Consider the following 15,319-nt stretch of genomic DNA (forward strand, 5'->3'; position numbering starts at 1 on the left):
CTCCGGCTGCGCGAAGGCGGCCCCACAGTATTCCAGGAAACGGATTCCGTCCTGGTTCGTACCGAGACGCTCCGCGAATTCGCAGAGCGTGGTCTTGAAGAGCGCTCAGCGAACGGAGAAGCCGTGCTGCTCGACGGCTTGTCCAAGTCGTTCGGAGAAAGGCGGGTGCTGTCCGAGTTCGGTCTGAGTATTCCGGCGGGGCAACTGCTGGCGATTGTCGGTCGCTCCGGCTGCGGCAAGTCCACGCTCCTTCGCCTGATCGCCGGCCTCGACCGCCCCACGAGCGGGACCGTCTCGGTCGGCGGCGCGAAGGTCCAATCGCTGCAGTCGAACGTCCGGCTGCTCTTCCAGGACGCGCGGCTTCTCCCTTGGCATCGTGTTCTCGGCAATGTCGGAATCGCACGGGCGAATGGCTGGCGCGAGACCGCCACGGCAGCGCTCGCCGATGTCGGGCTTGCGGACCGGGCAAACGATTGGCCCGCGGTCTTGTCGGGGGGCCAGTGTCAGCGCGTCGCCCTTGCCCGTGCCCTGGTGAGTCGGCCCGGTGTTCTTCTCCTCGATGAGCCGTTCGGGGCTCTTGACGCGTTGACGCGCATGGAGATGCATCGTCTGCTCGAGCGCATCTGGCGCGAGCACGGTTTCACGACGGTTCTCATCACTCACGATGTCGCCGAGGCGGTGGCCCTTGCCGACAGGGTGATTGTCATCCGCGACGGCGCCATAGCGCTCGACAATCCGGTCGATCTCCCTCGCCCTCGACGCGAGGCCGCGGACACGTCGGCCGTCGCCCTGCAAGCGCGAATTCTCGAAGAGGTTTAGGCGCGGCACACCTTCGATCAATGCAGCGCTTCGGCGAAACAAGGAGATCGCAATGACGCACTGGGATCACGGATCAGAAGGCGACGGCCAGACCGGCCGTGAGGCATCCGCACCGGATAGGGCAGATGTCCACAACGGCGGCCGCCGCCGCTTTCTTGGAGCAGCCGGAGGCGTCGCGGCGATAGCGGTCACAGGCTTGCCTTCCCTTGCGGTCGTCCGCTCGGCCAGGGCGCATGCCGGCGAGGAGACGACGGACGCCCACCTTGTTTTCCGCAAACACGCCTTTGTCGTGCGGAGCGCCGCGGCGGACACGGATTTCGCGGTGGCGGTCGTGCCGCATCCGGTCAGTGGCGACGAAGAGAAATACCCAACTCTCATCGGTTCCGATACGCGCGGCCTGCCGCACGACAAACGCGGTGAAGTCGACAGACCAGCCTTCGACGCGACGCTGAAGGCCTACGCCTCGGGTGATCCGGCCGACTTCGAGGCGATACCGCTCGGCGGCAAGCGCAAGCAGCTCAATCCGATCGGCTCCCTTGCCGTGAACCTGACGGGCTGCGTCGGTCCGCAGTTCGCGATCCCGCCGGCACCTGCGCTCGACAGCGTGGCGCGGGCCAGCGAGGCTGTCGAACTCTACTGGCAGTCGATCCTGCGCGACGTTCCGCTGTCGGAGCTGACGGACGACACCAGCAGCAAGGACGTGCTCGCCGCGGTTGAAGAGTTGAGCAAGCTCGCTGCCTTCAAGGGGCCGCGCAGGAACGGAAGCATTACTCCACAGTCGCTGTTTCGTGGGACGGCGCTTTACGTCGACGTGGCTGATCCGTCGCGGCGAACCGGTCGCTATGTGACGCCGCCCGGCACACTTCAGGGTCCCTACATCTCGCAATTCCTGCTCAAGGACGCTCCTTACGGCAGCCAACTCATCTCCGCCCGCATTCGCACCGCCGCGGCCGGGACCGATTTCCTCACCGGCTACGACGAGTGGCTCGCCATCCAGAACGGCAATCCGCCCGCCAAGCCGACCAGCTTCGACCCGACGCCGCGCTACATCGCAACCGGCCGCGATCTCGCGGAATACGTCCACAACAACCCGGCCGCCTTCTGGTCGGCAGCCCTGCTCCTTGGTGTAGCACCCGACAAGGCCAATCCGGACTATGGCGGTTTTGGAATCCCCTTCAGCAAATCCAATCCGTATGTGAAGTCGAAGACGCAGACCGGCGGTTACGGCACGTTCGGGCTGCCCTACGCGCAGAGCCTGCTGCCGATCACCGCCTCGCTGGCCATTCGCGTTGCGTACTGGCAGAAGTTCTATGTCCACCGCACTTTACGGCCGGAAGCGTATGGCGGTCTGATCCATCACCGTATCGCCAACAAGGTGGACGTCTATCCGGTCCACAGCGACGTCCTGAACTCGGCTGCGTTGGCGCGAAGCGTCGGCAAGTTCGGCAGACATCTCCTGTCGCACGTCTACCCCGAGGGCGCGCCGATCCACTCGAGCTATCCCGGCGGAGCCGCCCAGATCGCCGCGTCCAACGTGACGATCCTCAAGGCGCTCTTCGATGAGGACGCCGTGATTTCGAACCCGGTTCAGACTGATCCCAAGGATCCGACTAAGCTCATCCCCTACCGGGGTGGGCCGCTCACTGTCGGAGGCGAGCTCAACAAGCTTGCCTGGAACTACGGCGTCGGCCGCGACTGGGCCGGCATCCATTGGCGCTCGGATTTCTCGGCGTCGCTGGCGCTCGGCGAAGAGCTCGCGATCAGCATTCTCCGCAACGAGCGGCAAACATATCGCGAGCCGTTCGAGGGGTTCAGCTTCGCCCGTTTCGACGGCACCAAGGTCGAGGTCTAGCGCATCCATGCCAGTACTCGCCCAAAATGCAGTTGCGGCACAATTCGGCGCCGCGCCTCCTGTCAGAGAGAATCTGATGCCACACGATCCCATCATCGAGCCCGACGCGCTGCCATCAATTGGCGAGTTTCGTCTGCTGGACGTACGTGAGCCTGCGTCCTTCGAGGCCGATCACCCGGCGATGGCCGTTCGCGTGCCAATCGAAGAATGGGAGGCCGCCGCGAAGTCGGGCGAGACCTCCTTTGAGAACGTCGCCTACTGGGAGCAGGCGATCACCGATCTCGGCGTCGGCGGCCCACGGCCCGCTGTGATCTATGACGACGGGCGCATGACGGAGGCCGCCCGCGTCTGGTTCGTCCTGCAGTATTTCGGCGCCGAGGCGCTGATCGTGAACGGCGGATGGCCTGCGATCCGCGAACGCGCGGAACTTCTGGCAAAGGCACGCGAAGCTTCGGAAGTAGCGGCGTTCCAAGCTCGACCGGGAGCCGGATCGGTTGGGCTGGTCGATCGGCACATGCTGAAGGCCGACCTGGACAGCGTCCAACTTCTCGACGCTCGAACGGCGGACGAGTTTGCCGGCACCGACTTGCGGCGTAACGCTCGGGGCGGCCATTTGCCGGGCGCGCGCTCGCTTCCGCATGCGGACCTGCTCGACGATCGCCGCCTGAAGTCGCCCAGCGCTCTTCGCGATCTCCTCTCCAAGGCCGGCTTCCAGGCCGGGGGTCACGTGATCACCCATTGCGACGGTGGTGGCCGGGCGGCACTCGCGGCCGCCGCCGCGGTCCGAGCCGGATATGACGACGTCCGCGCCTACTATCTGAGCTTCGCCGACTGGGCGAAAGACGAAAGCTGCCCGGTCATACTGGACCCGCAACCCCGGTGACTGCCATGACAAATCCCACCGTCGTCTGCTTCTCAGGCAATCTCACGCGGCCGTCCAAGACGCGCAGCTTCGTCGAAGGCAAAGTTTGCCTCTACGACCGAAATCAGGCGCGAAGTTGCCGTTCGCGTCGTGGATAGCTTTCGGGTCAGACTCTCCCGTTCCCTACCGGTCTTTGCAGCACCGAGACAGGCCCATCACGCCCGACACTGTGGAACATATCGCATGCTCTCCGAGTGGGGGGAAAGGCGGTAGCGCTCTCCCGACTCCCCGACTCTAACCCCGAATACCCGGCACCTCGCATTGACTGGGATCAAATTGCTACCCTGCGTTCGCAGATCTGGTCCAGCCCGCAAGCCCCGTGGCGATCGACCAGCCGACCGCTCGCTAGTAGCCGTCATGCACGGTGATCGGGCTGCGGCCATCTGCTTCTTCGCAGTCAGACCCGGCCGCATCTCGGCGTTCATATTCGTGGGTGGAAGCCATATGCATGCGCATCAGATTTGGAATGAATCTTGCTTGAAATTGGCTGGGCGCATTGGATCTGGCTCGGGCACGAATATGAACCTCATCAGCGTCGACATACGAATGCTCCGATCGCTGCAATGTGTCGCGGAAACCGGCAGCATTACGGAGACGGCGCGGCGCCTCAGCCGCTCACAGCCGGCCATTACCCTGCAACTTCAGCGACTCGACGACATTTGCGGCTGCAACCTGTTCCGTCATGACGGACGCAAGATGGTGCTCACTTCCGATGGCAGGCTGGTGCTTTCCTATGCAAATTCGATCCTGCGCCTGCACGACGAGCTGCTGTCGCGCCTCTCGTCGCCCGACATCGAAGGCCAGGTCATTCTCGGTACGCCCGATCTCTACGCGGCCTATCTGCTGCCGTCGATCCTGGCTGTATTCCAGCGCGCCTTCCCGCGTGTCCAGGTCCAGCTTCAATGTTCGCTGTCGACGCCGCTGGTCGCGCAGGTCCATCGCGGCGAAATCGACATCGCGCTGGTAACGCGGATGAACGACTTCGTCGGCGGGCGGGTCGTGCGTCAGGAACAGCTCGTCTGGATCACCGGGGAACACTCAACGGCGCATATCGAGACACCCTTGCCGCTGGCACTGCTGCCGCCTGGCAATATCTATCGCGACCACGCCATCGAGCACCTAGAAATGGCGGGCCGCCCCTGGCGCATCGCCTGCGTCAGTGAAAGCGTCAGCGGGCTCCAGGCCGCGGTGTTTTCGGGTATGGCCATCACAGTGCTCGGCCGCAGCGCGCTCGTTTCGGGCATGCGCGAGATCGTCGCTAGCGGCGAATTTCCGACACTGCCGAAGGTGGACCTGCTGCTCTACAAGGCGCAAGGCGCGACCACGCCGGCCGCCAAGGCACTGTACGACTATCTTTCGCACTATCTCGATATCAGCCGCGAGATCGGCGGTGTGCTGATGCCGGACATGCGTGAAGCTGAAAGCGAAGAACCCCTCACTGGAAGTTGAGCGGCGGCCATTCCAGAGCCCAAGGCCGTGCCTGCTCGAAGGCTCCCGCCAGCGCAATGACGGAGCTCTCCCGCATCCATGGCGCGATCATCTGCAGGCCAATCGGCAGACCCGAGGAATCGCGCCCGCAAGGAACCGTCGCGGCCGGCAGGCCGCACAGATTGACCGGCCAGGTGAAGGGCGACCAGCCCAGATGCGCGTCGACCTGACGCCCGTCGACGCAGGATGCGCCAAGCGTGCCGGCGGCGAAGGCGGTGACTGCGACCGTCGGCGTCAGCAATATGTCGACGGTGCCGAACAGTTCGACGAACTGGCTCCTCAGCCTTGTGCGCAGATGCGTTGCCGCCATGTAGTCCGCGCCACTGTAGCCAAGGCCTTTTTGAAGAACCGCGCGGAACGCATCGTCCGAACCGACAAACGCCTCTTCACCGCGGTCGCCGACCGATGCCGCTTGTTCGGTGAAGGCGATCGGCTTGAGCACCTTGTCCAGCATCTGCGGGTCGAGGGTAAAAGGGAACTCGACGAGTTCGGCGCCGGCGGAAGCCAGGATATCCACTGCGGTGGCAAACGCCGCCCGGACTTGCGGGTCGATCGGCGCGTAGCCGAAATCGGCCGAGAAGGCGACGCGCAGGCCCTTCGCTGACGGCGGTATCCTCGAATATTCCTGTGGCTTCAGGGCGAGCGAGGCGGCGTCGCGCACGTCGTAGCCCGCAATTGTCTCGAGCAGCAGGGCCGCATCGGTGACCGTTCGAGCAATGGGGCCGGTATGCGCGAGCGATCCCCATGACGGCGGGAAGAAGCCGGGCGCGCGCGAAACGAGGCCAAAGGTCGGCTTCAGACCAAAGACCCCGCAGAACGAAGCCGGGACGCGGATTGAACCGACGCCGTCGGTGCCAATCGCCAGCGGGCCGCAGCCGGCGGCGACACCGGCGGCGGCACCGCCGCTTGAGCCGCCACTGGTGCGGTCCGGTGACCAGGGATTGCGGGTAATGCCGCTGACCGGACTGTCGGCGGTGAGCTTGTAGCCGGATTCACAGGTGGTCGTTTTGCAGGTTACGATGGCGCCGGCGTCACGGAGGCGGCGCACGACATGCGCGTCGACCTCAGGCACGAAACCGGCGAGCGAAGGTGCGCCCGCTTTCGCCGGTTTGCCGGCGACGAAGACGAGATCCTTGACAGTAACAGGAACGCCCGCCAGCGCACGGTTCTCAATGCCCTTTCGGTAGCGTTGTGCTATCACCTTGGCGGCGGAAACAGCCTCGTCATAAAGGTCGGTCACCACGATGTCACAGACAGCGTCCGCGCGGCGCAGTGCCGACACCGTATCGTCGATCACGTCGACAGCGTCGAAACGCCCTGCTCTGTAGCCGGCGACCATGTCGGCGGCGGAAAGACGCGCAAGGTCGCCCGGCGCGCTGGCCGCGCCGAAATTGGCTGGATTGACGGTCATAAGCCCTCCCGGGCCGGACTCGCGCGGCCGAACCGCGCCGGCCGGCCGCTATTGTCCTTTTGTTGCACCCTGGCCGGCGTTTCGAAGCGCAGCCGCTACCGCTCGGCGTGCCATGACCATCACCAGATTGGCGCGATAGTCGCGATCCGAGTGGATATCGGAATTCAGTCCCGATGGATCCATCGAGACGCGGTTGAGCGCATCCGGATCGAACCGCTCCTGCAGCGCCGCCTCGACGTCGAGCGCCCTGAAAACCGACGAGGCCGCACCGGTGACGGCGACACGCACCTTTCCGGCCGTCCGTGCGACGAACACGCCGACAAGCGCATAGCGCGACGCCGGGCTGCGGAATTTCGCATAGGCTGCCATGTCCGGAACCGGGATTCGGAAAGCGGTGACGATTTCCCCAGGCTCGAGCGCCGTCTCGAACATATCGACGAAGAACGCGTCGGCGGCAACGGTCCGTCTGGTCGTGACCACAGTCGCATCGAGCGCGAGGATCGCCGCCGGATAGTCGGCGGCTGGATCGTTGTTGGCTACAGAGCCGCCGATCGTGCCGCGATGGCGCACTTGCGGGTCGCCGATCTGCCCGGCGAGCAAGGCCAGGCCGGGGATATGCGTCTGCACCAGAACGGAGACCGCCACGTCGTAGTGACGAGCCATTGCGCCGACGACCAGGGCACCCTCCTCGAATGCTATCTCGCGAAGTGCCGCTACCGCTGAGAGATCGATGATCGCTGCCGGCGCGGCCAGGCCTTGCTTCATCGTGGGTAGCAGCGTCATGCCGCCGGCCAGGATCTTGGCGTCGTCATGCTCGGAAAGCAGATCGGCTGCCGCAACGGTCGTCTCGGGCTTCAGATAGGCGAAGGATTTCATCGAAGCCCCCTCATTCGGCTGCAAGCGCGGCGCGTGAATTGCGGATGATGTTCCAGATCCGGTTGGGCGTTGCCGGCATGTCGACATGGGTGATGCCCAGTGGCTGCAGGGCGTCGACCACGGCATTGATGACGGCAGCCGGCGAACCGATGGTGCCGCATTCGCCGCAACCTTTCACGCCCATCGGCGTATGGGTACAGGTCGTCGAATGCGGCGCCACGATGATCGACGGAAAATTGTCGGCGCGCGGCATGCAATAATCCATGAAGGACCCGGAGAGCAGTTGTCCGGAGCTTTCGTCATAGACCCCGTGCTCAAACAGCGCCTGACCGACACCCTGGGCGATGCCGCCTTGCAACTGGCCCTCGACAATCATCGGATTGATGATCGTGCCGACATCATCGACGGCGGTATAGCGCTCGAGCGTCACCGTGCCGGTGTCGGGGTCGATTTCGACTTCGGCGAAATGCGCGCCGCCGGGATAGGTGAAATTGACCGGGTCGTAGAAGGATTGCTCCTCGAGCCCGGGTTCGAGCGTTTCCAACGGATAATCGAACGGTACATAGGCCGCGCCGGCGATCTCGGTGAACTTCTTCTTGCGGTCCGTGCCGGCGACGGAAAACTCCCCCGCGTCGAAGATGATATCCCCTAGATCGGCCTCGAGTTGGTGGGCCGCGATCTTCCTCCCCTTCAAGATCACCTTGTCGGCCGCCTTCGAAAGTGCCGCGCCGCCGACCACGAGCGAGCGCGAGCCGTAGGTGCCCATGCCGAACTGCACCTTGGCGGTGTCGCCGCAGACGATGTCGATATCCTCGAAGGGTACCCCAAGGCGATCCGAGACGATCTGCGCGAACGTCGTTTCATGGCCCTGGCCGTGATTGTGAGTGCCGATCAGCACGGTGACGGCACCGGTCGGATGCACGCGCACCGTGGCACTTTCATAGAGGCCGCCGCGCGCGCCGAGACTACCGGCGAGCCGCGATGGCGCAAGCCCACAGGCTTCCACGTAGGTGGAGAGCCCAAGGCCGCGATATTTGCCGCGGCGCGCCGATTCCAGCCGCCGCTGCTCGAATCCTTCCACATCGGCGAGCTTCTCGGCCCGGTCGAGGCAACCCATCGGGTCGCCGCTGTCATACTCGACGATGACCGGCGTCTGATAGGGATAGGCCTCTGTCGGGATCATGTTGAGACGTCGGATGGCGCGCTTATCAATACCCATCTCGATCGCCGCCACGTCGACCAGACGCTCCAACACGAAGGTTGCTTCCGGCCGCCCGGCACCGCGATAGGCATCGACGGGAACGGTGTTGGTGAAGACCACCTTGACCGAGCAGTGGATGGCCGGCATCCGGTACACCCCCGATAGCAGCGGTGCATAAAGATTGGTCGGGATATTGGGTCCGAAGGTCGAGAGGTAGCCCCCCATATTGGCGAGGGTGCGCACCCTCAAACCCAGGAACTTGCCGCTCTCATCGAGGGCCAGATCGGCCTCGGTGAAATGGTCGCGGCCATGGGCGTCGGAGATGAAGCCTTCCGACCGCTCGCATACCCACTTGACCGGTAGGCCGAGCTTGGCGGCTGCCCAGGTGACGACGGCTTCCTCGGCATAGTGGAACTGCTTGACGCCGAAGCCGCCGCCGACGTCTGGCGCCACGACGCGCAATTTGTGCTGGGGGATATGAAGCACGAACTCGCCCATCAAGAAGCGCACCACATGCGGAAACTGGCTGGTGGTCCACAGCGTATGCTGGCCAGTGGCGAAATCATATTCACCGATGGCCGCGCGCGGCTCCATCGGATTGCCTATGAGGCGGTTGTTGACGAGTTCGATGCTGGCGATATGCGCGGCGTCAGTAAAAGCCGCCTCCACGGCGGCGGCGTCGCCCAGTTCCCAGTCGCAACAAAGATTATCTGGGATCTCGTCGTGGACGGCGGGCGCCCCCGCCTGCAGGGCCTCGACGACGCCGACCACGGCGGGCAGGACCTCGTACTGGACTTCGATCGCCTCCACGGCGCTCCGCGCCTGCTCGACCGATTCCGCCACCACAAAGGCGACGGCGTCGCCGACGTGGCGCACCTTGCCATGCGCGATCGGCGGGTGTGGCGGCTCCTTCATCGGGTTGCCGTCCTTGCCGTGGATGCCCCAGCCGACCGGTAGTCCGCCGACATTGTCGGCTTTAAGATCTTCGCCGGTATAGATCGCCGCCACGCCCGGCATGGCCCGCGCTGCCGTCGCATCGATCGCTCCAAGCCGGGCATGCGCATGCGGCGAGCGCAGGAACGCGCCGTACAACATGCCCGGCCGCCTCATGTCCGCGACGTAGTTGCCGCGCCCGGTAACGAAGCGCAGATCCTCCTTGCGCTTTGGCGACGCGCCGATACCGACCACGTTTGACATGTTCATAAGCCCCTCACTTCGCATCGCGCATGGCGGCAGCGCCGGCGATCACCGATTTGACGATGTTGTGGTAGCCGGTGCAGCGGCAGAGATTGCCCTCCAACCAATCGCGCACCTTCGTCTCGGTCGGGTCGGGATCGCGTCCGACGAGATCGACCGCGCTCATCAACATGCCCGGCGTGCAGAAGCCGCATTGCAGCCCATGGTTTTCATGAAAGGCCTGTTGCATCGGATGCAGACTGGCACGCCCGGCAACCGACAGGCCTTCGACCGTCATCACCGAGCCACCATCGGCCGAGACAGCCAGCATGGTGCAACTCTTCACGGACTCGCCGTTGAAATGCACGAGGCAGGCACCGCATTGACTGGTGTCGCAACCGACATGAGTTCCCGTGAGCGAGAGCTGCTCGCGCAGAAGCTCAACCAGGAGCGTCGCCGGATCCACCGAGACGCTGATCGGGCGTGTGTTGAGTGTAAGATTGATTTCCATCACGGGCTCCGGGCTAGGCAAGCAAATGTGCGCGGTCGATCAGCCATGCGGCAAGGACGTTGTCGCCCACATCGAACGGATTCTTGAAAAAACGGCGCTCCGGCACATAGGCGACGAATTCCGTCTCGCCGGCCGCGTCAAGCATCACCTTGACGAAGTTTCCCTGGTACTCGATGCCGAGGATCGTCGCCGGCACCGATGCCATGTCCTCGGAGAGTACCGTATCCTGGCGGAAGAGCTCGACATCGTCGCGCCGCACCGCGATGTCGATTGCCTGGCCGGCCTCAAGCCGGGCACCAGCGTGCACTGGAATCTGAATGCCGGCGATCTCGGGGCTCGCGATCATCGCCCGCGTGCCGTTGATCTTGCCGACCTTGCCGCTCAGGACATTCTGCCCGCCAAGAAACTCCGCGACGTAGCGATCCTTCGGTGCGGCATAGATTTCGCGGGCCGGACCCGACTGCTTGATCTTGCCGTTCTCCATGACGACGACCATGTCGGCGAGCGCAATCGCCTCGAGCTGGGTGTGCGTGACATGAACGAAGGTGATACCGAGTTCGCGCTGCATGCGTCTCAGCTCGGCGCGCATCCTGATGCGCAAATGCTCGTCGAGCGCCGACAGCGGCTCGTCGAGCAGCAGCACCCGCGGCTCGGTGATGGCGGCGCGGGCCAGCGCAACGCGTTGCTGCTGGCCACCAGACAGCTGCGCCGGGAGGCGGTCGGAAAACTCGGCCATCCGCACCTTCTCGATCATGGCGTCGGTCTTGGCGTAGCGCTCCGTCTTCGAAAGCCCGCGAACCCTGAGCGTGAAGGCGATGTTGTCGCGCACCGTGAGATGCGGAAACAGCGCGTAGGACTGGAACATCATCGCCGTGCGGCGCTCGACCGGCGGCAGGCCGACGACATTCTCGCCGCCAATCAGGATCTCGCCGACGGTCGGATCCTCATGGCCCGCGATCATGCGCAGGATCGTGGTCTTGCCGCAGCCTGACGGGCCGAGAATGCAGCAATAGGCGCCGTCCGGGATCTTCAGATTGACGCCGTCGACCGCATAGGTGAAGCCGTCATAGCTCTTGGCGACCCCGGCGATTTCGATATGGCCCTTGCCGAGGCTCATGCCGCGCCTCCCAACTGGCCAGACGGGCGCGACTCGCGCCGATTCCGCATGGAGGCGATCGTGCCCAGGCTCGCAGCAATGACAACAAAGGAGACGATCGTTGTGACAGTGCCGAGCGCATAGAGCGCCGGTGAGGTGATGTTCAACGTCATGCTCCAGATCTCCAGGGGCAGCGTGTTGAGCGAGCCGGCCGTCTGCAGCGTCCGGGCAAATTCATCGTAAGACAGCGTGAAGCCGAACAGCGCGACAGCGACAATGCCGGGCGCCAGCACCGGGATCACAACGAGGCGGATCGTCTGCCAGGGCGAGGCGCCGAGATCGCGCGCGGCCTCCTCCCAGGCATGGTCGAACCGCGACATGACAGCGAACATGACAAGCACCCCGAAAGGTAGCGTCCATGAAAGCTGCGCGCCAAGCGCCGATGTGAACAGGCTTGCCTCGACGCCGACCGCGTTGAAGATGAGCCCGACGCCGATGCCGAGCACCAGGCCAGGAGCAACCAGGCTGCCGATCATCAGGTAGAAGATGATCGTGTCGCCAGCGAAGCGCTTGCGGAAGCCGAGCCCGGCCAAGAAGGACACGGCCACCGTCAGCACCGTGACCACGATCGCAAGCTCGAACGAGCGCTCGAAGGAGCCTTTGACATCGCCGGTGCGAACTTGCGTGAAGAGGTCGACGAACCAGTGCAGCGACAGGCCCTTCATCGGGAAGACCAGCCCGCCGCGCAGATCCTGGAAGGAAAGAATATAGATGCAGGCCATTGGACCGTAGAGCGCCATCAAATAGAGGGTGAACAGGGTGGCAAGCACGTAGAAGGTCCACGGCCGGCGTCCACTGGCCGGCGCGATCGCCCTGCTTCTGCGCGCCGGTGCGCTGGCGACGGTTGCGTCCGAGACACGGGCCAGGCTCATCGCGTGATCTCCTTGCGAATGTCGACCAAGCGCAGGATCAGGCCGACCGTGACAACGAGGATTGTCGTCAGCAGAACCGCACTTGCGGCTGCGGTCGGATACTGCAGCACAGAGATGTCCTCGTAGAAGGCGCCGACGACCGAGGCCGAACCGCCGCCCGACATCACCTTGACCACGAAGAAATCGCCCATGACGATCGAGATGACGAAGATCGAGCCCAGCGCGATACCACTCTTCGACAGCGGCACGATGATCAGCCGCATGATGTCGAAACGACTGGCGCCGGCGTCCAGCGCGGCCTCGACGATGCGTTTGTCGATCCGCCCCATGGCATTGAAGATTGGCACGATCATGAAGATGGTCAGTTGGTGGACATAGGCGACCACCACCGCGAAGCTCGAAAACAGCAGGAATTCGAGCGGCTGGTCGATCAAGTCGAGCTTGAGCAAGGCCTCGTTGACCAGCCCTTCCTTGCCAAGCAAGGGGATCCAGGAAATCATCCGGATGATGTTCGAGGTCCAGAACGGCACCGTGCAGAGCAGGAACAGCCCAAGCGCGAGCAATTGGTTTCTGACATGGAAGACGAGGAAATAGGCAACGAAGAAGCCGATGAGGAGACTGAAGAACCAGGTCAGCACGGTGAACTTGATCGTCTCGTAATAGAGATTGAACGTCAGTCCCGAGGTCAGGATCTCGGTGTAGTTGTCGAGGTTGAAGGCCGGCAACAATCCCCCGAACCCGTCGGTGTCAAAGAAGCTCGCGGCCACCACGGCGATCAGTGGCAGCACGAAGAAGGGGATCAGCACGACGACCAGTGGAGCCACGTAAGCCCATCCGGCCAGATTTTGCTTCAACGCAGCGCTTTGCGCCATCGCGGAACTCCGAAGATTTCGGATGAAGGTACGACCGGGCACGGCGTGCCCGGTTACGGCTAGCGCCTCAGGCGACCTTGAAGTCGTTCCAGCGCTTGTTCATGTAGGCCGCCTCGTCCATCAGCGTGTTCCAGCACGAGATATTGGTTACGCGCTCGACGAAGGAGCCGCCGTCGCGCACGGTGCCCACCTTCTCCATTGGCACACCATAGGGATCCTTGACCTCTTCCGGTGCCGGTTTGCCCTCGTACCAGAAGGTGTATTCGGCTGGCGTCATGAACTTCTTCGCAGTGGACGGGACCGGACTGTAATAGCCGTAGCGGCTGACGAAGGCACCCTGCCAGCCCGACATGTACCAGTTCATATATTCATAAGCTGCGTCGAGCTTCTTTCCGGTAAGATGTTTCATCAGGCCCATGCCGTTGCACCAGCCGCGATAGCCTTCCTTGTCGCCCTTCTTGTTTACCGGGGCATAGACGCAAGGAATTTCCTTGACCCTCACAGCGGCGACGGCTGGCGACCACATCGACTGGATGATCACCTCGCCAGCCGCCATCAACTGCACCGATTGGTCGAATGTGGTCCAGGTGGCCCGGAAGTGGCCCGACTTCTTCAGTTCGATCAGCTTGTCGATGGTGAAGTCGATCTCGGCCTTGGTCATGTTTCCCTTGTTGCCGTATTTTATCAGGTCGGCGCTCTCAAAACAAAGAGCGGCGTCCATGATGCCGATCGCCGGCACGTCGAGGATCGCCGCTTTGCCCTTGAACTTCGGGTCGATCAATTCCTTCCATTCGGTGACCGGATGGCCGACCAGATCGGGACGGTAGCCGACGGAATCGGCATTGTAGACCTGCGGGACATTCGTCAGCCATTCGGTGACGCCGTCATGCAGTTCGGTCGAGCCCGGTTTCTCGATGTAGAGCGCCTCATAGGGAGAGATACCCTGGCGCGGGATTTTGTGCCCGTCGAGTTCACCTTTGGTGAAGATCGGCAGGAAGTTGTCGAATTCCTTGATCCTCTTGGCTTCGATGCCCTGGATCACGCCGCGCTTGGCAGCGAGCTTGGCCTGCCAGCCTTCGAGATCGGCAATGTCGACCGAATTCGGCTGGGTGATAAAACGATTGATGGCTGCCGAGGTGTCGAGATTCTGCATCGTCACCTTGAAGCCGAGGTCCTTGGCGGCCTGGTCACCGATGGCCTTCACCACCGAGTACGAAACGCCGAGATGGCGCAATTCAATATCCTTAATCTCCTGGGCCCAGATCGTTGGAAACCCGCCGATCGCACACGATCCGACGGCAGCCCCAGCAGCGGCCGCGCTACCTTTAAGAAACTTTCTTCTGGTCAGTGAATTCGTCGAGACTTTCACCTGTTTCATGGTCAAACCCTTCCCCTGTATGTCGAACCTGTCGTCGGCAATCCACATTCCTTCGATGTCTGGCTGTCTGCTTGAGAGCAGGATATATTTTTTGCGTTGCCCGCCAAATTAGAAGTAAAAATTCCAATTATAAGCCGCGCAAATCTGCCGCCGATTTGGGCACGGGTAAGCACAAACCTGCCAAAACATATGCAGAAAGCTCAATTTCCTGGGATTTTCTGCCAGAATATTGAGCAAACCGGCCATTCTGTTTCGCGAAGACGCGCAGTAGCCGAATTAAAATAACGCTAGGGCGCTCTGGCTGAGGCCCCATCGCTGAATCTTAAGAACACGCCTTGCGAACGGTTCAGGTTTGAATGGGCTTGAGTGGCGCGTCCCTCTGCAAGCTCCAGAGTAAAGCGCTAGAAGCCGCCGACTGGCTTCCCCTTGTGTCGCCTTCATTCGCGTGCTGCGTGCGCGATCATGCCCGCATCTCGGGTGGGGGGAAGGGCGATAGCGCTCTTCCGACTCGAGCCCCCGATAAGCGCTTCGATGAAGTTTGCACCACTGCGGATCCCGACCGCCAACGTCCTTCATAAGCGCGCGCAATTCGGCTGGAGGCGCAAAGCATTTCGAAAAGCATCCAGGAACCTCAGTCAAACTGGACGCAGCGGCGGACGATGAGGTTCACGGATATCGCAGCGAACGTCCGCAATGGAGCGGCGGAGCCATGACAAGCAAGACGACCAACAAGTTCTCTCCCGAGGTCCGAGCCCGTGCGGTGCGGCTGGTTCTGGATCACGAAG

12 protein-coding genes are annotated in these 15,319 nt (G+C 62.9%); 4 read left to right on the forward strand and 8 right to left on the reverse strand.

The window, feature by feature from the left end; all coding sequences use genetic code 11:
* The first annotated feature begins 123 nt into the window (after positions 1 to 123).
* The 4 genes from NKG99_RS27940 (at position 124) to NKG99_RS27955 (ending at position 5,042) form a co-directional block, all read left to right on the forward strand.
* Complete coding sequence (locus NKG99_RS27940) at positions 124 to 819, forward strand: ATP-binding cassette domain-containing protein (protein WP_502911026.1); 696 nt, start codon at positions 124 to 126, stop codon at positions 817 to 819.
* 52 nt (positions 820 to 871) lie between these two features.
* Positions 872 to 2,671 carry a vanadium-dependent haloperoxidase gene (locus tag NKG99_RS27945; protein ID WP_352872284.1) on the forward strand — a complete coding sequence of 600 codons (1,800 nt, stop codon included), beginning with the start codon at positions 872 to 874 and terminating at the stop codon, positions 2,669 to 2,671.
* Between the two features lie 76 nt (positions 2,672 to 2,747).
* Positions 2,748 to 3,554: a sulfurtransferase gene (locus NKG99_RS27950; RefSeq protein ID WP_352872286.1), complete on the forward strand. Its 807-nt coding sequence runs from the start codon at positions 2,748 to 2,750 to the stop codon at positions 3,552 to 3,554.
* A gap of 558 nt (positions 3,555 to 4,112) precedes the next feature.
* Positions 4,113 to 5,042 (forward strand): LysR substrate-binding domain-containing protein, encoded by a 930-nt coding sequence (locus NKG99_RS27955; protein ID WP_352872287.1) that lies wholly within the window; start codon positions 4,113 to 4,115, stop codon positions 5,040 to 5,042.
* Here the strand turns inward: NKG99_RS27955 and NKG99_RS27960 are convergent.
* The 8 genes from NKG99_RS27960 to NKG99_RS27995 form a co-directional block, all read right to left on the reverse strand.
* Complete coding sequence (locus NKG99_RS27960; protein WP_352872288.1) at positions 5,029 to 6,492, reverse strand: amidase; 1,464 nt, start codon at positions 6,490 to 6,492, stop codon at positions 5,029 to 5,031. The two genes, NKG99_RS27955 and NKG99_RS27960, sit on opposite strands and share 14 nt — an antisense overlap.
* 48 nt (positions 6,493 to 6,540) lie before the next feature.
* Positions 6,541 to 7,368 carry an FAD binding domain-containing protein gene (locus NKG99_RS27965; protein WP_352872290.1) on the reverse strand — a complete coding sequence of 276 codons (828 nt, stop codon included), beginning with the start codon at positions 7,366 to 7,368 and terminating at the stop codon, positions 6,541 to 6,543.
* A 10-nt stretch (positions 7,369 to 7,378) separates the two neighbouring features.
* Entirely contained in the window at positions 7,379 to 9,766 is a 2,388-nt protein-coding gene (locus tag NKG99_RS27970; protein WP_352872308.1) for a xanthine dehydrogenase family protein molybdopterin-binding subunit, read from the reverse strand.
* A 13-nt stretch (positions 9,767 to 9,779) separates the two neighbouring features.
* A complete protein-coding gene (locus NKG99_RS27975; RefSeq protein ID WP_352872292.1) occupies positions 9,780 to 10,256 on the reverse strand; it encodes a (2Fe-2S)-binding protein in 477 nt (158 codons plus the stop codon).
* A gap of 13 nt (positions 10,257 to 10,269) precedes the next feature.
* Positions 10,270 to 11,373: an ABC transporter ATP-binding protein gene (locus tag NKG99_RS27980; protein WP_352872294.1), complete on the reverse strand. Its 1,104-nt coding sequence runs from the start codon at positions 11,371 to 11,373 to the stop codon at positions 10,270 to 10,272.
* A complete protein-coding gene (locus NKG99_RS27985; protein WP_352872296.1) occupies positions 11,370 to 12,284 on the reverse strand; it encodes an ABC transporter permease in 915 nt (304 codons plus the stop codon). The genes NKG99_RS27980 and NKG99_RS27985 overlap by 4 nt, the downstream gene beginning before the upstream one ends.
* Entirely contained in the window at positions 12,281 to 13,156 is an 876-nt protein-coding gene (locus NKG99_RS27990; RefSeq protein ID WP_352872298.1) for an ABC transporter permease, read from the reverse strand. Before NKG99_RS27990 ends, NKG99_RS27985 begins: the two co-directional genes overlap by 4 nt.
* A gap of 67 nt (positions 13,157 to 13,223) precedes the next feature.
* Positions 13,224 to 14,534, reverse strand: coding sequence for an ABC transporter substrate-binding protein (locus NKG99_RS27995; protein ID WP_352872300.1), 1,311 nt, complete (start codon positions 14,532 to 14,534; stop codon positions 13,224 to 13,226).
* Between the last annotated feature and the right edge of the window lie 785 nt (positions 14,535 to 15,319).

Source organism: Mesorhizobium sp. M1409 (assembly GCF_040317535.1).
GTDB lineage: Bacteria > Pseudomonadota > Alphaproteobacteria > Rhizobiales > Rhizobiaceae > Mesorhizobium.